Origin of the sequence: Prosthecochloris sp. (genome assembly GCA_015482705.2) — a bacterium.
Taxonomy (GTDB): Bacteria; Bacteroidota; Chlorobiia; order Chlorobiales; family Chlorobiaceae; genus Prosthecochloris.
The window spans coordinates 1-21412 of sequence record JADMLA020000020.1 but is presented as its reverse complement, the minus strand read 5'-3'; the positions used below and the strand labels follow the sequence as shown (position 1 = coordinate 21412).

Sequence of the window (21412 nt, the reverse complement as noted above, 5' to 3'; positions counted from 1 at the left end):
AGACCGGGAAAAAAACAAAAGATGACATTGAAAGCGTTTGCAAGCGGATAGAAGGCTTACAAGAACTCGACAATGTCTTCCAAGGCTTTTCTTTTTTTGGGGAATGGTTGTGCATCGGGAGTGGCGAATCCTAGTGGGGTAAAGGTGAATATCTCTTCGTTATCCTTCAGGTCAAGTGCTTTGTGTAGAAGATCAGGCTTGAAGGCGGCAATCCAGCAGGTGGCAACACCTTCCCAGGTTGCTGCAAGGATGATATGGTCCATCGCGATTGCAAGATCGGTTTCGATTGAATTATAGCCGTCGTGACGTCTCACCCAGGCTTCATTTCGTCGCCCGGTAACGAAAAGCAGGTGAGGAGCGGTCTGAATCCAGTCGGCAGGATAGCAGGGGTAGATTGCGGCAAGTTTTTCCGGTGAACTGACCACCTTGAATGTCCAGGGTTGAAGGTTTTTTGCTGAAGGGGCCATTTGCCCTGCGGAAAGAATTCGCTGAAGGATTTCGTTCGGTACCGGCTTGTCCTTACTATAGCTTCTGAGGCTGCTGCGGTTCTGTACCAATTCGTAAAAGTCCATCATGCTTGCTCTCCTTTAACCAGTTCTTTGAAGTTTTTGAGTTCTTTCGGGGATCCTATTGCAATGATTGTAGCGTTTTTCTGAATAACTTCCGACGGTTTCGGCGTTGTATGTATCTCTCCTGCAGGAAGTTTGTAGCCAACCACATTGATCTGGTAATTGTTGTAGAGGTCGGCTTCGCGGAATGTTTTGCCTGAGAGTGGTGATGTTTCAGTGATTATGAACTGAGCTATCTGAAGGTCAAGTTTTTTCGTGTCGATGAGTTCATCGAGATACTGGGCAAGGTCGGGTTCAATCAGCATGTTTGCCATTTTTCTACCGGCTGACTGATAAAGCAGCACTACATGCTCTGCCCCGGCACGATGCATCTTGTGTTCCGATTTTTCACAATCGGCTCTGGCTATGATGTGTAGTGAAGGTTTGAGGTTCCTCGCGGTCAGCACGATAAAGACATTTTCTGCATCGGTGTTTGCCGCGGCAATCAAACCCTTTGCGTTTTCAATCCTGGCATCATGTAACACTTTTTCGTCGGCAGCATTGCCTTTAAGAGCGATATAGTCGAGCTTACGGGCAAGTTCGACCTGCTCGTTCAGGGTATCGATCACGACAAAAGGGATATTTTTCGCCTGCAGTTCGTTGGCGACATTTGAACCGAGCCGGCCGTAACCACAGATAATGTAATGGTTGTCGAGGTTAAGGAGCATACGAAGGTTTCGTTGTTGTTCCCAATGTGTGCGCCATTCTCCGGAAAGGAAAAAGGTGGCGACACTGCTCAATGTAAAGAAAAATAAACTTGTTCCTCCGATGATCAGTGCCAAGGTGAACAGGCGCCCTGCTTCAGAGAGAGTATGAACCTCGCTGAAGCCGACGGTGCTGAGCGTAATGACCGTCATGTATAACGCATCGACAGGTGTCATCCCTTCGATGTAAATGTAACCGGCGACGCCGATCCAGATAAGAAAGAAAAGAGTGATGATCAAACCTGAGAAACGGCGAAGTGTCGTGAATTGCTGTGTATCTCTGGCCACGATTTCTCCTGCTGAAGACCCAACTACATCAGCGATGGACGGTTTTGAAGTCGCTGAGGATGCTTTGGAACATCTGATTCGTTGACATTTGCATGATTAGCGACATTCCTGCGTTGGTCATGCTTGTTATGATCTTTTCTGGAAATATTCTGAAAATCGGGTACAGTTCGAAGGTTATGTCAACGTCCATGGTAAAACTGACCTGAGTCTGGTTTTCACGGTGTTCATGAAGTGACATCTCAGCATTGACTTTTCCCTCAAAAACATAGTTGTCGGGATCGCGGATCTCCTGTTCTGCCCGATAGGGTGTCCAGCGGATTTTTTTCCCAATCGTATATTCCCGGATAATATCATCGGGAAGAGTCATACCGTCTTCATAAGGATAGTCATCGGGCAGTGAAACTAGCAGCTCGTCATGCTGTTCGACAAAAAAGATGACCTGAAAAGGGTTGTTACGCGGATCGGTAACCTGAAAATGCCAACGGAAAATATTATCGATTTCGGTTGTTTCTATCTGCTCGCAGAAAGGATTGAAGGCCATGACTTTTTCCTGATCGGCAAGATAGGAGGAAGTTTTCTCGAGATCGGCGTGAAACAGATATTCTCCTTTGGTGTGCCCATGTGCTTCCATGTTCTATGACGATGTTGTTATCTATGTGTATGATTCAGGCCTGTGTCAGGTGACATCCTCCTGCAGGCGCGCAGTTTGTTCATGAAGTTTGAGGGCCTCTATGACTTCATCGAGGTTTCCTTCGAGTATCTGGGGCAGAGCATGGCTCGTGAAGCCGATACGATGGTCGGTTACCCGTGATTGCGGGAAGTTGTACGTACGGATTTTGGCGCTGCGGTCACCGGTTGTGACCATCGATCTCCGCAAATCGGCCCGCTCCTTGTCTTTTTCTGCAAGCTGCATATCATAGAGTTTTGCCCGAAGCATTTTCATCGACCGCTCGCGATTTTGAAGCTGGGAGCGTTCTTCCTGGCAGGCTACGACAATCCCTGTCGGAATGTGGGTAATGCGGACTGCTGTTTCGACCTTGTTGACATTTTGTCCGCCTTTTCCTCCACTTCGGAAAGTGTCCATATGCAGATCCTCTTTGCGGATCTCGATATCGACCTCTTCAGCTTCAGGGAGAACCGCGACACTGGCAGCAGAAGTGTGAATTCTTCCCTGGGTCTCTGTTTCCGGGACTCTCTGGACGCGGTGTACTCCGCTTTCAAACTTCATGGTGCCATAGACGTCATGACCGCTTATGCTGAGCATGGCTTCCTTGCAGGCACCAGGTATGCTTGCTTCGCTGAATTCCATTACCTCGTATTTCCAGCCGTTGCGCTCCGCGAACTTTTGATACATTCGTAAAAGATCGGTGGCAAACAGCGCGGCTTCATCTCCTCCTGTTCCTGCACGTATCTCAATGATGACATTCCTCGAGTCGGCTTCATCTTTCGGCAGTAAGAGCATTTTCAATTGTTGCTCGAGCTCCGGTTCGCGCTCCTGAAGCGCTTCAAGCTCAGCCTGCGCAAGTGCTTTGATTTCAGGATCGGTTTCCTGCCTTACCATCTGGCGTACCTCTTCGAGCTGCAGCTTGTTGGATTTATAGCTATCGAATGCCTGGACGATCTCTTTGAGGTCACTATACTCCTTGTTGAGCTTTCTGAATCTTTGCTGATCAGCGATGACTTCCGGGTCGGAAAGCTGTTCTTCAACACGGAGATATTTGTCCTTTATGGACTCAAGTTTATCAAGCATAATCGAGTTCCTGCTCCCTATACCCTGTTCTCAAGGATTGATGATATCATTGATGATGAAAAATAAAAAGAGCGTCAGGAGCAATGCCATGCCGATCTGCTGAATTCTCATTTTTAACTGGAAAGGAATCTCTCTGCCTATGATGCCTTCAATGGCATTAAGGACAAATTGTCCTCCATCCAGGGCTGGAATGGGAAGAATGTTGATGAACGCAAGAGATATCGACAAGAGAGCCAAAAAGTAAAGAAAACTGCTCAATCCCTGTTCGGCACTCTGGTTGGCTATCCTTGCGATCTTGATTGGCCCGCCGAGGGATTTGCGGAAATCTTCCTTGCCGGTGAGGATTTTGCCAAATCCCTGAACGGTTGTAACGGTTAGATTCCATGTTTGTTCCAGACCGTAAACGGTTGCATCGGCCGGATTAAGATGCCGATGATCTATAACGAGCGTTTGTTTCAGGGCTATACCGATTTTTCCTGTGGACGTCGGGACAATATCCGAAACGCTTTGTGTACCGAATTCCCGGATTTTCGATACATCGACCGTACCGTCAACGGCTGGAGGTGCAAGGTACTTCCATGCTACCGATATTGTTTGTCCGGGGTTTGCGGAGATGATATCGACAACTTCTGTCCAGTCATCAACGGATTTGTCATTGATTGCGGTAATGAGTGCTCCGGGTTTCAATCCTGCTTTTTCCGCAGGCTGGTTGCCAAGTACCTGATCGATTACCGGGGCCATCAGCGGGCGTATGCCAAGAGCCTGATTTTCGTTGATACGGGTAAGAATGTCGGCAGGTGCCTGCAGTGTTTTGCGGCCCTCATCGTGCTGTATCGTATAGGTCAGGGTCTGGCCTGCGAAATTTTTCGGAGAGAGCACTTCTTCCCAGTACTGTACGGGTTTACCGTTCACCGCGACAAAACGGTCGCCGGTTTGCATACCCATCGACGCATAAACCGAACCTTTTTCAACATAGGCGGGATTGATGACGGAGGTTCTGCTTTCTCCGAAAACCGAAGCCATGGCGATAAATATAGCAGCGGCAAGAACCATATTCATTGCAACACCGCCGGCAAGAACAATGAGTCTTTGCCAGACAGGCTTCGCCCGGAACTCCCATGGTTCAGGTTCGGATTTCTGGTAATCGGTGTCGAGGCTTTCGTCCACCATACCGGCGATTTTTACATATCCGCCCAGAGGGAATGCGCCAATGCCATATTCCGTGTCTCCGATTTTCTTTTTCCAGAGACGAAGGTTATAAAAATCAAACCCGATGTAGAACTTGTCAACCCGCATGCCGAAAAGCTTGGCAGCAAGAAAGTGCCCGAGCTCGTGAGCGGTAACAAGAATGAAAATCGCGATGATAAAATAAAACGTCGTGCTTAAAAAGTCCATGATCTGATTTGTTTCCTTCAAGACTGGCTATTCCACAAGCCGTTCATAACGGTGGTTTTGGAATGCCGATTCATATTATCGTTATATAATTACAAAAAAGCTATGCTGTCATCGCTACCGCCTTGTCGCGAGCCCATTTGTCGGCAGCCAGATACTCATCGAGAGAGGATGGAGTATAGGCATCATGTTCCTGCATTGTTTTGTCGACAATTGCAGGTATGTCGGAAAATCCTATTTTCTTGCCGAGAAATGCGGCTACAGCAACTTCATTTGCCGCATTGAGTACAGCCGGAAATGTCTGACCGGCTTTCAACGCTTCGAATGCAAGACGAAGTGCGGGAAAACGTTCCATGTCCGGTTGTTCGAACGTGAGCGTCCCCACCTGAGTCAAATCGAGCTTTTTGATACCGCTTTCACACCGTTCGGGCCAGGAAATTGCATAGGCTATGGGTGCCCGCATATCCGGTGCTCCAAGCTGTGCCATGACACAACCGTCTATGTATTCCACCATCGAGTGAATGATGCTCTGCGGATGAACCACCACACCTATTTTTTCTACAGGCATGTCGAATAGCCAGTGAGCCTCGATAACTTCGAGCCCTTTGTTCATCAACGTGGCGGAATCGATGGTTATTTTTGCTCCCATGGACCACTGTGGATGCTTCAGAGCTTTTTCAGGACCTACATCTTGCAGTTCCTTTGCGGAGGTTTGTCTGAACGGTCCTCCCGATGCGGTCAGAATAATACGTTCAATATCTTCTGTCCTGTGTCCGGCAAGCGATTGGAAGATTGCGGAATGTTCACTATCTACCGGGAGAAGAGTGACATTGTGTTGTTTTACCAGATCAGAAACAAGCTGTCCGGCGACAACCAACGTTTCCTTGTTGGCCAATGCGATATCTTTGCCGGCTTGTATTGCGCTGACGGTTGGAACTAGGCCGGCAGCACCGACGATTGCCGATACGACCATCTCTGAACCTTCTGCCGCACCTACCGCTGCAGCACCTTCTATTCCCCAGTGTATTTCTGGCTTGTCGGAACCAAGCAGTTTTTGCAGTTGCCCTGCCGATTCTTCATCCCTGACAGAAACAATGCCTGGTTTGAACTCCTTGATCTGCTCTGCAAGCAGGGTAACGTCGTGGCCTTCGGCAAGGCCTGCCACGTTGAATTTTTCAGGATGCTGCCGGACGACATCAAGTGTGCTCAAGCCGATAGAGCCTGTACTGCCGAGGATGGATAATGATTTCATGGTGTTGGAAAATTGCTTTAAATCACGGGTATTCCGGCCTGAATTTATACTTTTTCAAGACGGGTTACAAATTTTCAGGTTTGCGCGAAGCCTTTGTTTTATAAAAATGTTTTGACCTTGAATAAAAAAGTCGTATACTATCGTCCCTTTGGTATGGGTCTCTAGCTCAGTTGGTTAGAGCGACTGGTTTACACCCAGTAGGTCGGGGGTTCGACTCCCTCGGGACCCACTCTTCTTCCCCAGCTCGGGCCAGTATATATTCCAACAGTATCCGAATATCTGAGGACTACACTGTGTCTCTTTCATGCCCCGGGTTGTTCTCTAACTATTCCTATCGGTTAACATTGCCTTTTTCGGTGGCATAGGGTTTTCTGCGCGGTTTGTCTTTTTTGTTACGGCGGTTCAGCAAGAAACAGTCATAGACGCTATCGGCAAGCTGAGTGTGTGGTGGATAGGCATTGGCTATCTGTCTGACGAGGTGATCGGGTTTTGCAACAAAGGAGATTGTCGATAAACAGGCCCATTTATATCAAAACATCGAAACTGTTCCGAGTACAATCTGGTTGCTTTTCAACCACATCCAGCGAGGATACTTTTGATGCTGGTGGTCCGATCTTCGCATCATCGAGGAGTTCTTCGACCAGCCCAACAGGGCCTTGTACGTCAATTTGAACAGTTCCGTCTGGCATATTCCTTACCCATCCGCTCAATCCCAGGCGAGAGGCTGAACGCTCTACAAACATTCTGAAACCTACTCCCTGCACCAGACCATATACCCTTATGAGAACGCGTTTTTCCATTGTTACTGTTACTCCGTGTCTGTCATGCGGTATTGAGCCCATGCTGCCCTGAGAAATCGAGGCTTCTCACGGGAGGCACGGTAAATGACAGAAAAGATATCGATCAGTTTTCCCCTGAGCTTTTGTTTTGCCTTATTTTTTCAACAGCTTCTTCAAGGGTGCGGAGCTCGTCTGCGTCGACAACTTGTTTGCCGTTGTTGGTGTTCTTTTCCTCTTTCTCCTGCACGGCCTTGTCTCCACACTCATGGGTCAAGTCGTGGAACGAGTTACCTGCCGGTCTCTTGCCAAGAATCTCTTCGATTTTGCAGTAATGGAGCACTTCCTTGTCAAGCAGTTCCTTTGCAAGAAGTTCAAGCTTATCGCGGTTTTCGGTCAGTATCTCACGAACCCGCTGCTGTGCATTATCGATGATCGAGTGAACCTCTTCGTCGATAAGGCGAGCGGTGTGTTCACTATATTTCTTGTCAACACCAGGCCCACCGTAATAGGGATTGTTGCTTTCGAAATAGGATATGTTGCCCAGCTTTTCACTCATGCCGTAAACGACAACCATGTTATAGGCTATTTCGGTGACTTTTTCCAAATCGTTCTGAGCGCCGGTTGAAATTTCTTCAAAGATGATTTCTTCTGCGATTCTTCCACCGAGCAGGCCACAGATTCGCGAAAAAAGCTCGTTCTTTGTCATGAGGTAGCGGTCTTCAAGAGGCAGATTCATCGTATACCCCAGAGCACTCATACCTCGGGGGACGATGGATATTTTCTGGACTGCATCGTTTTCCGCCATCATCCAGCTGATGATCGCATGACCAGACTCGTGATAGGCCACGACCTTCTTTTCTTGCGGGTTGATAACCTTGTTCTTTTTTTCCAGTCCGGCAACGACACGTTCGATAGCATCTTCGAAATCTTTCATCTCGATGCTTTGTTTTCCTCTCCTCGATGCAAGCAGGGCAGCTTCGTTGGCAGCATTGGCTATTTCTGCTCCCGCAAATCCCGGAGTCTGCGAGGCCAGCACCTTGAGATTGACGTCAGGCGAAAGAGAGAGTTGTTTTGTGTGGACCCTGAACGTGTCGATACGGCCTTTCTGATCCGGTTTGTCTACCATGATCTGGCGATCGAATCTTCCCGGACGGAGTAGAGCGTTATCCAATACATCCGGCCGGTTGGTCGCTGCCATGAGGATGACGCCCTTGTCGGTTGCGAAACCATCCATTTCAACCAGTAACTGGTTCAGGGTATTCTCTCGTTCATCGTTGGCCCCCATCATCATGCCTTTACCCCGGCTTCGTCCTACGGCATCAATTTCATCGATAAAGATGATACAGGGCGCTTTTTCCTTTGCCTGGCGGAAAAGATCGCGGACACGAGCAGCGCCAACGCCGACAAACATTTCCACAAAATCCGAACCGCTGATGCTGAAAAACGGAACGTCAGCTTCACCGGCAACGGCTTTTGCGAGAAGCGTTTTACCTGTACCTGGAGGGCCTACGAGCAGAACCCCTTTGGGTAGTTTGCCTCCAAGTTTGGTATATTTTTTTGGGTCTTTGAGAAAATCCACCACCTCCATAACTTCGGCTTTTGCTTCGTCAAGCCCTGCAACGTCTTTGAAGGTGATTCGTGTATGTTCATCAAGGTTTTCGTAGAGAGCCGCCTTGTTTTTGCTGATATTCATGAACTGCGATCCCGGTCCGCCAAGACGGCGAAAAACGAAAAAGTAGATTCCGATGAGCAATGCAAATGGCAGAACCCATTGCAGCAATTCCCCGATCCATGTGTTGCCCGGTATACCCTGGTAGCGGATTCCTTTCGTCTCGAGGAGCTGGATGAGTTCTTCGTCTCTTACAGGAACAACATATACCTCTCTGGATTCGGACGATGTGCCGGGAAAAATGGAGCCTGGATCATTATTGTTCCCATTCGTACCGGTTGTTGAGGTTACTCCCGGTTTCAGATTTACATAAATGCGTTCAGGAGCAATTTTAACCGATTCTATCTTATTTTCTTCTATATACTTGCGGAACGTACTGTAAGTGATTTCCTCACTGGTGCCGGACCAGAAGAACGCAAGTTGCAGTCCGATAAGGATAAGTACGATAACGATATAGTAAACCAGCGAGAATTTCGGTTTTTTTTCGTTGTTCTCAGGATCGTTTTTATAAGGATTCTGCGGTTTAAAAAGATTGTTTGGCATCTATTCTTTAAAGAAGTTACAAGTATGTTCAATTGCTAACAGTAAGAAAAACAGTATTGAACCCGGATTATCAAACATAGCTTCAATGCTTCAGAAGCTTAATAAGTTTCTGAGCCCTGAAACATCCCCTCCTTTGGCGAGGGTTTTGCCTGTTTGTATTTTTGCTCTCTATTGCTTAGATAGATCAGCGAAACGGGAAAGGTTTCCAATACATCATGTCCAATAAGTAAAAGCTATGAATATATCCATGAATGCAGCGAGAAGCAAGGTTAATGAACAGATTTCGTCGAAGAAATCTTTGCTGTGTGTCGGCCTTGACAGCGATCCCGGCAAAATTCCGGAATTATTCCATAGAATGCAACGGCCTGTCCTCGAGTTCAACCGCGCTGTCATAAGGGCTACCAGGGAGCACGCTGTAGCGTATAAAGTCAATATGGCTTTTTATGAGTCGAGAGGAATCGACGGTATTCTCGATATGCAGAGTACATTGGAAAATCTACCTCCCGAGAGCCTTTCCATTGCCGATGCAAAACGCGCTGATATCGGCAATACCAGCAGGAAATATGCCGAAGCTTTTTTCGACCACTGGGGTTTCGATTCGTTAACGGTCGCTCCCTATATGGGGGAGGATTCACTCGACCCTTTTTTTGAATATGACCAGAAACTGATTTTCGTGCTTTGCCTGACCTCGAATCCCGGTTCTGCTGATTTTGAAGAGCAGCAGTTGCAGTCGGGAGCCTCACTCTACCAGGCTGTTCTTTCGAAAGTCCAGGGATGGGAACGGAACGGTAATGCGGGTGTCGTGGTGGGTGCTACGAAAAGCAGTCAGCTCAGAGAGATTCGTAAAACTGCGCCGGGGCTGTTTTTCCTGATTCCCGGTGTTGGTGCCCAGGGCGGGTCGTTACAGGAGTCTGCTGCATTCGGGGTGGATGAAAACAGCCAGGCAGCGCTTATTAACGTCAGCAGGGGGGTTATTTACCCTGAAGGTAACTTTGATTCAATCGAATCGTTTGAAAATGCGGTGAGCATGAAAGCCGCACGATTGCATAATGAAATGCAGAGTATTTTTTGAGCAGGTTTTTGTATACTAACCGGTATCGGATATAATCCTCCCCCAACCGAGACTCGAGGTCTCTACAAACCCTGGATTTATGTGTGGAATAGTTGGTTACATTGGTTCAAAAGATGCTGCGGAACTTCTGGTGAACGGTCTGCAGCGTCTCGAGTACCGCGGATACGATTCTGCGGGGGTTGCTGTTCTTAACGGCGGCCTTTGGGTTCATAAACAAAAAGGGAGCGTCAGTAAGCTCAAAGAGGCGCTCTCCGATTCGAATCATTCCCTGCAGGGGGCGACCCTCGGTATAGGTCATACACGCTGGGCAACCCACGGTGATCCGAGTGATCGCAATGCTCATCCCCATTTGAGCTCCGATGGCAGTATGGCGTTGATTCATAACGGCATTATCGAAAACTATTCTTCTATCAAAAAAGAATTGATTTCTAAAGGGTATCAGTTTGGCAGTGATACCGATTCCGAAGTGCTTGTTCATCTTATCGATAACATATGGACTGGAAATCCGGACATGGGGCTGGAAGCAGCTGTTCGTTCAGCGCTCTATCATGTAGAGGGCGCTTACGGTTTATGCATTATTTCAGAGAGAGAGCCCGATAAAATTGTTGTTGCCCGCAAAGGAAGCCCGCTGGTGATCGGTATAGGCGATGGAGAATATTTTATTGCATCCGATGCCGCTCCGATCGTGGAGCATACCAAAAAGGTGATCTATCTTTCAGATGGTGAAATGGCGGTTGTTTCAAAAGACGGCTACATCATCAAAACCATCGAGAATATTGCTCGGGAAAAGCATGTCAGTGAGCTTGATTTCGAACTTGCCGAGATAGAAAAAGGGGGGTTCGAACACTTCATGCTCAAAGAAATTTTCGAGCAGCCTACGGTTCTTCAGGATGTTATGCGGGGACGTGTCAGGATTGAAGAGGGCCAAGTCCACCTTGGCGGCATCGAGGATTATCTCGATCGCCTCAAGCTTTCGAGCAGGGTTATTATCTGTGCATGCGGAACAAGTTGGCATGCCGGTTTGATCGGGGAATACCTTATCGAGGAATTTGCAAGGATTCCTGTCGAGGTTGATTACGCTTCAGAGTTTCGTTACCGTAATCCGGTGATAACCAAGGACGATGTCGTGATTGTCATTTCACAGTCCGGTGAAACGGCAGATACCCTTGCAGCTTTACGTCTTGCAAGAGAAAAAGGTGCTCTGGTCATGGGGATCTGCAATGTTGTCGGCTCGACAATCGCTCGTGAAACGCTTTGCGGCATTTACACTCATGCTGGTCCCGAGGTCGGTGTGGCCTCGACCAAAGCGTTTACCGCCCAGGTCACCGTGCTTTATCTTCTTGCATTGACACTGAGCAAGGGGCGTACCATGTCCCGTGACGAGATCAAGTTGTATCTGAAAGATCTTGGAAAAGTACCTCAAAAAGTGGCGAGAATTCTCGAGCACAATGATCTTATTCTCGAGATTGCAAACAGCTACAAGGAGGCACGGAACTTCCTCTACCTTGGACGGGGCTACAATTTCCCTGTCGCGCTCGAAGGAGCGCTAAAGCTAAAGGAAATCTCCTACATTCATGCCGAGGGGTATCCAGCTGCGGAAATGAAACATGGTCCCATAGCTCTCATTGACGAGGATATGCCGGTTATTTTTATCGCAACCCGTGATAACTCCTATGCCAAAGTGCTGAGCAACATCGAAGAAGTCAGGAGCCGTAAAGGGAAGGTCATCGCTATCGCCAACGAAGGAGATCACGAGATAACAAGGCTCGCGGATCACGTTATTTATATTCCGGCTGCATCAGGACCCGTGACTCCACTGCTTTCCGTTATTCCATTGCAGCTTCTGGCCTACCATATTGCAACCTTGAGAGGCTGTAACGTCGATCGGCCGAGAAATCTTGCCAAATCGGTAACGGTGGAATAGCTATCGCGAGAAACGAGTGGTAAGACCGGTTGTCGCAAACCTTATACTGCTTCGTTGAGCCCGATGGATCCGGTTGATGGCTGCTGGCAATCGGTCGTTTGTGCTCTCGGGGAATTATTATCCTGGCACGGCGGTTGGTGAACAAGTACAGATAGATACACGCCTTAAGCATTCAAACCACTCAAAAAACGAGGTTCACCATGGAAGGTCATGTTGTCATCACCGGTGCAACAGGAGTAATCGGCTCAGAGCTTGCTCATCAGTTGATTGCCGAAGGTGAAAAGGTCGTTGTTTTTTCGCGCTCTTCTGAAACCGCTTCTTCAAAAGTCCCGGGTGCTGCGGCCTATGCCGCATGGAATTATAATACAACACAAGGGGCGTGGACAGAGTACATCAGTGGTGCCAAGGCTATTGTGCATCTGGCGGGTAAGCCGCTCCTCGAGGGTCGATGGACAGAAGAGCACAAGGTTGAATGCTATAACTCGAGGGTCGTTGGTACAAAGAACCTCGTCACGGCTATCAAGGCTGCCGAAATAAAACCAGGTGTTTTTCTCTCTGCTTCTGCAGTAGGATACTACGGAGCATTCGAAAGCTGCAATGATACGGATGATCTGGATGAAAGTGCAGCAGCAGGTGATGATTTTCTGGCAAAAATCTGTATTGACTGGGAAAAAGCGGCCAGTAACATTTCCGATACCGTGCGATTGGTGTTGCTGAGAACAGGAATTGTGCTCTCGACCAGAGGGGGGATGCTCCAGCAGATGCTTCTGCCTTTCAACCTCTTTCTTGGTGGTCCGGTCGGTTCAGGTGATCAGTGTATTGCCTGGATTCATGTCGATGATGAAGTTGCAATCATACGCAAAGCCATGGAGGATGCTTCATATAACGGACCGGTAAACCTCGTGGGTCCTCGGTCTGTTTCGATGAGGACTTTTGCGGAGACGTTGGGGACTGTTTTATCCAGGCCTTCACTGCTTCAGGTTCCAAAATTTGCATTGCAGATTCTTATGGGTGAGGGGGCCGAATATGCAACCAAGGGGCAGAAGGTGAGCCCCTCGTTTCTTCATGATCATGGTTACCGTTTTGCGCACCCTTCACTCCAAGAGGCGTTGGCGGATTTAATAGAGCATAACAAGTGATGTTTCAATGCAATGTATTCTGGTTTGTGCCCGGTGAAAAATGACGGTGGATTAAATGTTTTTTCTTAACTGTGTAAACAAATAAAAGGAGGATTACATGGGAACCAAAGGCCGTGAAATTGTCGGTGAACATCTTGACCGTGTGCTTGAGCTTCTCAACAAGGCGTTTGCCGATGAATGGCTAGCCTACTATCAGTATTGGATAGGAGCCAAGGTTGTCGAAGGCCCGATGAAGGATGCTGTCATTGCCGAGCTCATGCAGCATGCGGCCGATGAACTGCGCCATGCCGATATGGTCAGTAATCGTATCATACAGCTTGGTGGTACGCCGCTGATATCTCCAAAACAATGGTTTGAGTGGACAAATTGCGGGTACGAAGCGCCGGAAAATCCTTTTGTAGAGATGGTTCTCGAGCAGAACATATCCGGTGAACAATGTGCCATTTCAATCTACAACAGTATTATAGCGGAAATTGGAATGAAAGATCCTGTGACATACAATATCGCGGTACAGATTCTTGAAGATGAGGTCGAGCATGAAGAAGATTTGCAGGCCCTTCTGGTGGATCTAGGGGTAATACTGAAAAAGTGAAAGGCAGGAAGATTTCCCATGCCTTGATTACGAAACTTGCAGCAACTGAGGGCCTGTTGATGAAGGTGTTCTCAGTTGCTTTTTTATGCTGCTATGAAAACTATATTTGATACCGAGATATCTATCAATATCGTCGCTACCGTCATTGCCTTCATCATTTATGCGGTTTTACAGATTGCAACGGCGAAGAGCCTTAAACGTTATGGTCAAGAGCTGCGATTTCCCGATCAGCGGCTGCTGTACATCAAAAAGTTTTTCAAAGTTTTTTATGTAACAACATTACTGACCTCTATCGTACTAATATGGGGAATCGATCTGCAGGCGGCTCTTGTGATTTTATCATCGCTATTTGCAGTTGTTGGTGTCGGGCTGTTTGCGAACTGGTCTATCCTCAGTAACATAACGGCATCATTTATCATATTTTTCACAGCCCCTTACAAGATCGGAGATACGATCAGAATCGTCGAGGGCGAAAATGGTACCGAAGGTCGTATTGAGGATATAAAGATGTTTTACCTCAAAATCAGGAATTCAAATGGACAGATTATTTCTTACCCAAATAATCTGGTCATGCAAAAACCTACCATCATCGTCGCCTCGGAGTAAAAACAAGATTTAGAGGCATAGACCATTTGCAGGCTATTTGACCGAGGGAAAAAGCTCGCCGTATATAAGCTGCCGGCGCTTCACCGGCAACTATACCAGTATTGTGGCTTGATAATCGAGATCAGTAATTATCCCTGCGAGGGGGGCGTTCTTCACGAGGTCTTGCTTGGTTCACCTTGATCGAACGGCCGTTAAAGTCAGTATCATTGAGTGAATCGATAGCACTTTGTGCCTCTCCATCGTTTGGCATTTCAACGAATCCAAAGCCCTTCGAGCGGCCTGAAAACTTGTCTTTGATAATATTCGCTCTGTCTACTTGACCGAATTCAGTGAACTTATCACGAAGCTCATCTTCAGTTATGCTGTAAGGCAGATTGCCAATGTAAATATTCATTTTTTTGATATCGAAGTAACACGTGCTTTGATAGAATGAGAGCCACTCTCGAATAGCCAAAGCACAAGTTATCCGGCAGCGATCAGCCAACCATTGGCTGATACCTTAATTTACTCTTCAGATTTGCGGATTTCAAAAAGAAAAAGTTTCGCTTTTGTAAAAAACAGCGTTGCGTCTTTTTGGTGACCGGTTCGGTTGTGATTTTTTTCATGATCGGATGTATGATGGTTACGTTTTTGTGTTTTTATCGACATAGTGGTAACTAATTTTTGTTTTGTATTTGCCTTGCTTTAATATTTTTTTAAATTTATCGCTTCGGGTTTAAAAAATAAGGCAATTTATTTTTTCTAAATATTTCAGTTATGGTTAAAAAGCTGACGGCGGCAGGATTTCTGCTGCTTCTGGTTATTTCTTCTGCCGATACGGTTTGGGCATCGGGAGAAGTTACTGACTCGGGGACAACGGCATGGATGCTTACGGCAACGACGCTTGTGTTGTTGATGGTTCCGGGGCTTGCGATGTTTTACGGCGGGTTGGTGAGAACAAAAAACGTCTTGGGTACCATGATGCATAGTTTTGCCGCTATGGTGATTATCGGTGTACTATGGCCGACGATAGGTTATGCTCTCAGTTTCGGTCAGGGTGTCCTGGGTGGGCTTGTGGGGTGGAACCCTGATTATGTTCTCTTGAGAGGTATCGACGAGTCTATCCTCGATTCGGGAATTCCTGAATACGTTTTTGCGATGTTTCAGGGAAAATTTGCAATTATCGCGCCTGCTCTGATTGCCGGTGCTTTTGCAGAAAGGGTAAGTTTCAGAGGTTATGTACTTTTTATCGCATTGTGGAGTATCATGGTCTATAGTCCAATCTGTCATTGGGTTTGGGCTGAAGACGGTTTCCTTTTCAATATGGGGCCAGCAGGGGCGATTGATTTTGCTGGAGGTACTGTCGTCCATATCTCTTCGGGAGTCAGTGCTCTTGTTGCCGCTTTGTTTTTGGGGGCAAGGCGGGGATATCCGAAAAACGTCATGCATCCCAACAATCTTGTTATGACTCTGATTGGAGCTGGTCTCCTTTGGGTCGGGTGGTTCGGGTTCAATGCCGGCAGTGCTGTTGCTAGCGATCTCGATACAGGCAGAGCGCTTACCGTAACCCAGGTCGCAGCGGCAGCCGGAGCGTTTGCCTGGATCATTATCGAAGCCGTTCTCTACAAAAAAGCGACTAGCCTTGGTTTGGTTTCCGGGATTCTCGCCGGTCTGGTTGCCATAACTCCTGCAGCCGGCGTCGTGCAGCCTGGTGGAGCAATAGTGATCGGTGCGGCAGCCTCGCTTTTCTGTTTCCTTGCCATTCAGGTGAAAAACCGAGCTGGTTATGACGACAGTCTCGATGCTTTCGGTATTCATGGTATCGGTGGAATTGTCGGAGCGCTTACTTTGACCTTTTTTATTCGAGACAGCTGGATGACCGAAGCCGCAATCGCTGCAGGTGGTGCTTGGAGTATCTGGGATCAACTGGGAGTCCAGGCAGCTGCCGTTGGCATAACCATCGTGTACGCCGCAGTCGTAACGATTATACTGGTGTTTGCAATAGAAAAAACCGTTGGATTCCGTTTGAATGAGACCGGCGAAATGACTGGTCTCGATCAGAGTCTTCATGGGGAGCACGGTTATGGTCTTATCAATCTTAACTAAGTCTCAATCACTATGAAGCTGATAACAGCCATAATTCAGGAAGACAAGCTGGATTCTGTTCGGGAGGCCCTGATACAGGCGGATATTACGAGAATATCAGTCAGCAGAATTTCCGGTCACGGACGACAGGAGGATATCGATATTTATCGTGGCAGGAAAATTGTTCCCAATCTGATTCCCAAGATTCGTATCGAAATTGCCGTCAATGAAGCGTTTGTCGATGCAACGATCGATACTATCGTAGAGTCGGCCAGGCATGGAAGTGGAAAGGTAGGTGACGGAAAAATATTCGTCAGCCCTCTCGAAGAGTGCGTACGGATAAGGACCGGAGAACGCGGTGGAACAGCCATATAGAGTTTCCACAGTAAATTGTCAAGAGGCAGTCTCAAAAGGACTGCTTCATGACGATCGGTCTCCATGCATACGTCTCCGGTAGTGGCCGCCTCGTGTAAGCCGCCTCTTTTTCTGCCATTCTTTTTTCTCATGTCGTTATCATCGATGAGACGTTTTTGAGGTAACCTCTTTTCTTTGTAACAGCTGCATGATGGTTCAGCCGGTTGAAAATTTTTCGTATTATTTACAATACGCTTGCTGTCCCCTGCTTTCAAAGAAGCTGTTTTCGACACCGCGGCTTTTTGTGCGGGATTAGTTCATCAACATTCGAAATAAAGGAGGTTGTTGTGGTATCCAAACAGGTGAATCTGCATATCGGTGGTTCCCCGGTAACATTGGGGACAGGATGGCTTCCCCCCATGCCTGATTTGAGGGATTATACGGTAGAAACTCCTGAAATTGCCGAAATGTCAAAAAAGCTGAAACTGAAACAGAGTGCCAAGGCGATGAAAACAGCCGTCCCTGATGTGATTGATCTGAGGGAGTGGTGCTCGAAAGTCGAAAATCAGGGCAGCATTGGGTCATGTACGGCACATGCAGCTATGGGAGTGATCGAATACCTGCAGCGCAGAGCTTTTGACGATCATATTGACGGTTCAAGGCTCTTTGTGTATAAAACAACCCGAAACCTGATGAAAGCTGACGGTGATACAGGTGCATGGTTGAGAAATACCATGGGAGCTCTTGTCCTGTGCGGTGTTCCCCATGAAAGCTACTGGGAGTATACCGATATCGATCCGGACTTTGACAAGGAGCCTACCGGGTTTGTCTATGCTGTCGCAGATAATTTTGAGGCGCTGAAATATTTTTGTCACGATCCTCTCGGTTCAAATATCGATTTTAAGGATGTACTCGAAAGCATAAAAAAGTATTTGGCTGCGGGTATTCCCTCGATGTTTGGATTCTATGGGTTTCCATCGTTTGATGAAACTGATGAAGATGGGTGTATCCCCTTTCCCTGTGTTAATGAAAAGGCGGAATGGGGGCATGCAATCGTGGCCGTTGGCTTCGATGATAAAAAAGAAATAAAGAATCCTCGTTGCAACAAGAAAACAAAAGGTGCGCTGCTCATAAGGAACTCCTGGGGAACGAGCTGGGGTGATAAGGGGTATGGCTGGTTGCCTTACGAGTATGTCTTACAAGGACTGGCCGTTGATTTCTGGTCGATTTTGAGCATGGAGATGGTCGATACAAAGCAGTTCGGACTGTAAAAGAGTTGTTGATTTGTTTTGCCCGACAAGTCGGGATTGTTGAGTTGTTATTTAATAAAGACGAAAAGACAGTTTTTTAACTGTTGCAACAACTCAACAGTTAAACAGATCAACAATTCAACAATAACAGGGTTTATTTTCTTCCGAGAACATGAGGAGCATGCTTTTCGAGCCACCCTCTTACTTCGGAATCTCCAGAACGGGCAGCGTAGACAAAGTCCTGAACCTGTCCTTTTGTGTCGCCGGTTCGTCTCTTGGCAATGCCGCGGTGCAGGTAGGCTGCAGCCATCTTGTGATCATAGGATAGCGCCCAGGTGAAATCCGTAATGGCGGCATTGAAATTTCCGATATCGTACTGGACCACGCCACGGTTGAAGTGACCGACAGCCTTGAAATAGTTATCGCCCGATTCGACGACCCTGGTATAGTCCTTCATCGCCGATTCGTATTCTTTCATGGAATGATGGGCAGCGGCTCGCATGAGGTAGGCCTGGGCGTATGAGGGTTTACGCTTTATCGCTTTTGTATAATATTTTACGGCATCAGCATGGTTTCCTTTGAGATGTTGCCGGTATCCCTTGTCGAAAGACTGTTTCGGAGAGTCGGCAAGGAGCGGTGTCCATGCAATAAAGCCGCTTAAAAGCGTGGCTAGAATATATGGAGTAAGACTACGCATCATATACATAGGAGCTAAAACTATTTCGACGGTATTTCCTATTTTATTTCTACACCAAACCTGTCCAAAGCATAAGCCTGCATGTTTCGAATAAGCCTTGAAGAATTTGAGGGACCGCTTGACCTGCTGCTTTTCTTTATCAAGCGGGACGAGCTTGATATTTATAATATTCCTATTTCTAAAATAACCAAAGATTTTATCGATTACCTCGATGCCATGCAGAGTCTCAATCTCGAAGTGGCTGCTGAATTCATTTACATGGCTTCGCTCTTGATGAGTATAAAGGCCAGGATGCTTCTGCCAAATGAAATTCCGCAAGAAGGTGACGCTTCCGAGTTCGATCCCAGAACAGAACTGGTAGAACGATTGATAGAATATAAAAGAATCAAGGAAGGCGCAGAAAAAATGCGCTCACTCGAAGAGACAAGGAGCACCATGTTTTCCCGGGGGTATTATGAATTGTTCGAGCCTGAAGTTATCGATGAACTCGATGAGCCGGTTAACCGGCCGACGCTCTATCATTTGATTATGACTTACAAATCGGTGCTCGAGAAAATGCCGCGGGTTCGTGTACAGAATGTCGATGAAGCTCCGGTAACCGTCGACGAGCAGTGCGGGATGATTCTCACGAAGTTGCAGGAAACAATACAAATCTCTTTCAGAACGGTGCTCGAAGGAGTCAAGGAGCCTCTCGTGCTTGTTGTCACCTTTCTTGCCGTGCTCGAACTCTGCCGCGGCCAGAAAATTGCTGTAATCGTCAAGGAGGGGTGTGACGATTTCTGGATGTCGAGAAAGCAGTGCTTGTAAGTATTCCCCGGGTTGGGCCATGAAGACACTCCTTATGCAGAGGATGCGTTCAGCGTAGTGTGACGGAGGGTCTTTCAAGGACAGTTCCAGCCCATATTACAAGCTTCTCGGTACAGGATTCGGTGTCCATGACATCGGTGCGCAACAGGGGTATACCGTGTTTTTGTGAAAGAGTCACGGAGACATCGAGATAATGTCGATGCCATTCCACCGGTTGATTCTTCTCGTCGCGACTGTTTGCGAAGAGGGAAAGAGTTGATGGCGGATCCCCCTAGCATAGCACTGTCGGTATCCACGTTGTCCATTTTCTGAAAAAAACAGGTGAAGCCGGAACAAACGACGCATCCGTCATCCACCCCTTGTCAAGAACAACCGGGCAGTTGCAGGGGACGGATGACAGTGCCTTTTCTATTGCTCTCGATCCAATTGCAACAGGCTTTTCAATGTTCCCTCTTCGAAGGATTCTCTATGAATTTCTCAAGGCGCAAACAGGATGGATGGATGATAGGGAAAACGTGGATAGTGGTGTTATTATGATTACTATTAATGATATATCTAACCATGTAATTATCGTTCAATAGGCTGGGTGCGGCAATGGTATATGAGTTCGACGGGAAGAAGTATGAGCAAGCGTCTTCTCATCAGAAGGAATGGGTGGCTGGATTGATCGAGGAGCTTCATGTAAAGGGTGATGAGCGTGTTCTCGATCTGGGGTGCGGCGATGGTGTTCTCTCTTTACAGATTGCCGGGCTTCTGCCAAGGGGAAACGTTATCGGTATCGATGCGTCGAAGGGAATGATCGATGCTGCAATTCCTAAAGCGAAGAAAAACCTTCAGTTCCTATTGAAGGATATCAACTATCTTGACTACTGCGAGGAGTTTGACGTTGTTTTTTCAAATGCGGCACTTCATTGGATAAAAGATCACGAAAAACTGTTGCAGAACGTGTTCCGTGCACTTCGCCCCGGCGGCAGGATCCGCTTCAACTTCGCAGGTGAAGGTAACTGCCGAAACTTCTTCAAGGTCGTTCAGGAAGCGATTGCACATGAACGCTACATGGTATATTTCACTGATTTCGAGTGGCCGTGGTACATGCCTTCGGTTGACGAGTACATCACTCTTTGTGAATCCAGCGGATTACTCAAGGTGAATGTATGGGGAGAGAATGCAGACCGTTACTTTCCCGATAAGGAGATCATGATCAAATGGGTTGACCAGCCAAGCCTCGTACCTTTCCTGCCTTATCTTGCGGAAGAAGAGCGGGCTTCGTTCCGTGATTATGTCGTGGGGCGTATGGTAGAAGAAACCCTGCAGGGTGATGGAACGTGTTTCGAGACGTTCAGGCGGATCAATCTGGTGGCTGAAAAGTGAAATCTTACTGCTCGAGAAAACCGCAACGTTATGTCGGGAATGACTGACATTGTAATCCGTCTCACTGATGAAAACGATGCCTCGCAGGTTTCTGTCTGCGTCGATAGCGTCGCACGTGAACGACTGTTTCTCGCAGATACCAAAGGTTTTTCCGTAGAAGAGACCCTCGAGTTCATTCGGTTCGTCAGGAATGCAGGTGGCGCGCACCTTGTGGCTGTAAACAGGGATTCGGTTGTCGGCTGGTGTGATATAACGCCGTATTCCTTTGAAGGACTTACTCACTGCGGACGTCTGGGCATGGGATTATTGTCTGAGTATCGAGGACGGGGTATAGGAAAAAAGCTCCTTGCCGAAGCATTGCCGCTGGCCTTCAGAAACGGACTTGAACGTATCGAGCTCGAAGTTTTCGCTTCGAATATCGTGGCTGTCAGGCTTTACCGTTATTTCGGTTTTTTGGAAGAGGGACGAAAACGAAAGGCCAGGAAACTTGATGGTACGTATGATGACGTTATTCTCTTTGGGCTTTTGGATGAGGAGTGGTTGAGATGAAG

Annotated in this window: 21 protein-coding genes and 1 tRNA gene; 12 read left to right on the top strand and 10 right to left on the bottom strand. The window is 47.5% G+C overall.

Annotation, left to right across the window (positions count from 1 at the left end):
• Positions 1-56: 56 nt before the first annotated feature.
• The 6 genes from QZ209_RS04110 to QZ209_RS04085 form a co-directional block, all read right to left on the bottom strand.
• The gene (locus tag QZ209_RS04110) at positions 57-575 is read right to left on the bottom strand and encodes a nitroreductase family protein (RefSeq protein ID WP_366515742.1); all 519 of its coding nucleotides are present in this window, start codon (positions 573-575) and stop codon (positions 57-59) included.
• Positions 572-1600 (bottom strand): TrkA family potassium uptake protein, encoded by a 1029-nt coding sequence (locus QZ209_RS04105; RefSeq protein ID WP_294344930.1) that lies wholly within the window; start codon positions 1598-1600, stop codon positions 572-574. Before QZ209_RS04105 ends, QZ209_RS04110 begins: the two co-directional genes overlap by 4 nt.
• A 28-nt stretch (positions 1601-1628) precedes the next feature.
• Positions 1629-2231: a DUF1997 domain-containing protein gene (locus QZ209_RS04100; protein WP_294344929.1), complete on the bottom strand. Its 603-nt coding sequence runs from the start codon at positions 2229-2231 to the stop codon at positions 1629-1631.
• Positions 2232-2276: 45 nt separating this feature from the next.
• Positions 2277-3350 carry a peptide chain release factor 1 gene (prfA, locus tag QZ209_RS04095; protein WP_294344927.1) on the bottom strand — a complete coding sequence of 358 codons (1074 nt, stop codon included), beginning with the start codon at positions 3348-3350 and terminating at the stop codon, positions 2277-2279.
• A gap of 30 nt (positions 3351-3380) precedes the next feature.
• Entirely contained in the window at positions 3381-4745 is a 1365-nt protein-coding gene (gene rseP, locus QZ209_RS04090) for an RIP metalloprotease RseP (RefSeq protein ID WP_294344925.1), read from the bottom strand.
• Between the two features lie 100 nt (positions 4746-4845).
• Positions 4846-5994 (bottom strand): 1-deoxy-D-xylulose-5-phosphate reductoisomerase, encoded by a 1149-nt coding sequence (locus tag QZ209_RS04085; RefSeq protein WP_294344924.1) that lies wholly within the window; start codon positions 5992-5994, stop codon positions 4846-4848.
• A 155-nt stretch (positions 5995-6149) separates the two neighbouring features.
• Between QZ209_RS04085 and QZ209_RS04080 the strand changes: the two genes are divergently transcribed.
• Positions 6150-6223, top strand: a tRNA-Val gene (locus QZ209_RS04080).
• Between the two features lie 295 nt (positions 6224-6518).
• On the opposite strand, the gene QZ209_RS04075 is transcribed toward QZ209_RS04080, so the two are convergent.
• A complete protein-coding gene (locus QZ209_RS04075; protein WP_294344922.1) occupies positions 6519-6794 on the bottom strand; it encodes an acylphosphatase in 276 nt (91 codons plus the stop codon).
• A gap of 103 nt (positions 6795-6897) precedes the next feature.
• Positions 6898-8985, bottom strand: coding sequence for an ATP-dependent zinc metalloprotease FtsH (gene ftsH / locus QZ209_RS04070; protein ID WP_294344920.1), 2088 nt, complete (start codon positions 8983-8985; stop codon positions 6898-6900).
• 247 nt (positions 8986-9232) lie between these two features.
• Between ftsH and pyrF the strand changes: the two genes are divergently transcribed.
• From pyrF to QZ209_RS04045, 5 genes are all read left to right on the top strand, one after another.
• On the top strand, positions 9233-10057 hold the full coding sequence (gene pyrF / locus QZ209_RS04065) for an orotidine-5'-phosphate decarboxylase (protein WP_294344980.1): 825 nt from the start codon (positions 9233-9235) through the stop codon (positions 10055-10057).
• 79 nt (positions 10058-10136) lie between these two features.
• Positions 10137-11981, top strand: coding sequence for a glutamine--fructose-6-phosphate transaminase (isomerizing) (glmS, locus tag QZ209_RS04060; RefSeq protein ID WP_294344918.1), 1845 nt, complete (start codon positions 10137-10139; stop codon positions 11979-11981).
• Positions 11982-12181: 200 nt separating this feature from the next.
• On the top strand, positions 12182-13120 hold the full coding sequence (locus QZ209_RS04055; protein ID WP_294344916.1) for a TIGR01777 family oxidoreductase: 939 nt from the start codon (positions 12182-12184) through the stop codon (positions 13118-13120).
• 97 nt (positions 13121-13217) lie between these two features.
• Positions 13218-13712 (top strand): ferritin-like domain-containing protein, encoded by a 495-nt coding sequence (locus QZ209_RS04050; protein WP_294344915.1) that lies wholly within the window; start codon positions 13218-13220, stop codon positions 13710-13712.
• Between the two features lie 93 nt (positions 13713-13805).
• Positions 13806-14318, top strand: a complete 513-nt coding sequence (locus QZ209_RS04045) for a mechanosensitive ion channel domain-containing protein (RefSeq protein ID WP_294344913.1) — start codon at positions 13806-13808, stop codon at positions 14316-14318.
• A 121-nt stretch (positions 14319-14439) separates the two neighbouring features.
• Here QZ209_RS04045 and QZ209_RS04040 read toward each other — a convergent pair whose 3' ends face one another.
• Complete coding sequence (locus QZ209_RS04040; protein ID WP_294344911.1) at positions 14440-14712, bottom strand: RNA-binding protein; 273 nt, start codon at positions 14710-14712, stop codon at positions 14440-14442.
• A gap of 362 nt (positions 14713-15074) precedes the next feature.
• On the opposite strand from QZ209_RS04040, the gene QZ209_RS04035 reads away from it, so the two are divergent.
• The 3 genes from QZ209_RS04035 (at position 15075) to QZ209_RS04025 (ending at position 18007) form a co-directional block, all read left to right on the top strand.
• Positions 15075-16403, top strand: a complete 1329-nt coding sequence (locus QZ209_RS04035; RefSeq protein ID WP_294344909.1) for an ammonium transporter — start codon at positions 15075-15077, stop codon at positions 16401-16403.
• 12 nt (positions 16404-16415) lie between these two features.
• Positions 16416-16757: a P-II family nitrogen regulator gene (locus QZ209_RS04030; protein WP_294344907.1), complete on the top strand. Its 342-nt coding sequence runs from the start codon at positions 16416-16418 to the stop codon at positions 16755-16757.
• Between the two features lie 326 nt (positions 16758-17083).
• Complete coding sequence (locus tag QZ209_RS04025; RefSeq protein ID WP_294344905.1) at positions 17084-18007, top strand: C1 family peptidase; 924 nt, start codon at positions 17084-17086, stop codon at positions 18005-18007.
• A gap of 133 nt (positions 18008-18140) precedes the next feature.
• On the opposite strand, the gene QZ209_RS04020 is transcribed toward QZ209_RS04025, so the two are convergent.
• A complete protein-coding gene (locus QZ209_RS04020; protein ID WP_294344903.1) occupies positions 18141-18686 on the bottom strand; it encodes a tetratricopeptide repeat protein in 546 nt (181 codons plus the stop codon).
• 78 nt (positions 18687-18764) lie between these two features.
• On the opposite strand from QZ209_RS04020, the gene QZ209_RS04015 reads away from it, so the two are divergent.
• The 3 genes from QZ209_RS04015 to QZ209_RS04005 all read left to right on the top strand — a co-directional run bounded on the left by QZ209_RS04015 (position 18765) and on the right by QZ209_RS04005 (position 21410).
• On the top strand, positions 18765-19490 hold the full coding sequence (locus QZ209_RS04015; protein WP_294344902.1) for a segregation/condensation protein A: 726 nt from the start codon (positions 18765-18767) through the stop codon (positions 19488-19490).
• Positions 19491-20084: 594 nt separating this feature from the next.
• Positions 20085-20861: a class I SAM-dependent methyltransferase gene (locus QZ209_RS04010; protein WP_294344901.1), complete on the top strand. Its 777-nt coding sequence runs from the start codon at positions 20085-20087 to the stop codon at positions 20859-20861.
• A 39-nt stretch (positions 20862-20900) separates the two neighbouring features.
• Positions 20901-21410: a GNAT family N-acetyltransferase gene (locus QZ209_RS04005; protein ID WP_294344899.1), complete on the top strand. Its 510-nt coding sequence runs from the start codon at positions 20901-20903 to the stop codon at positions 21408-21410.
• Positions 21411-21412: the final 2 nt, after the last annotated feature.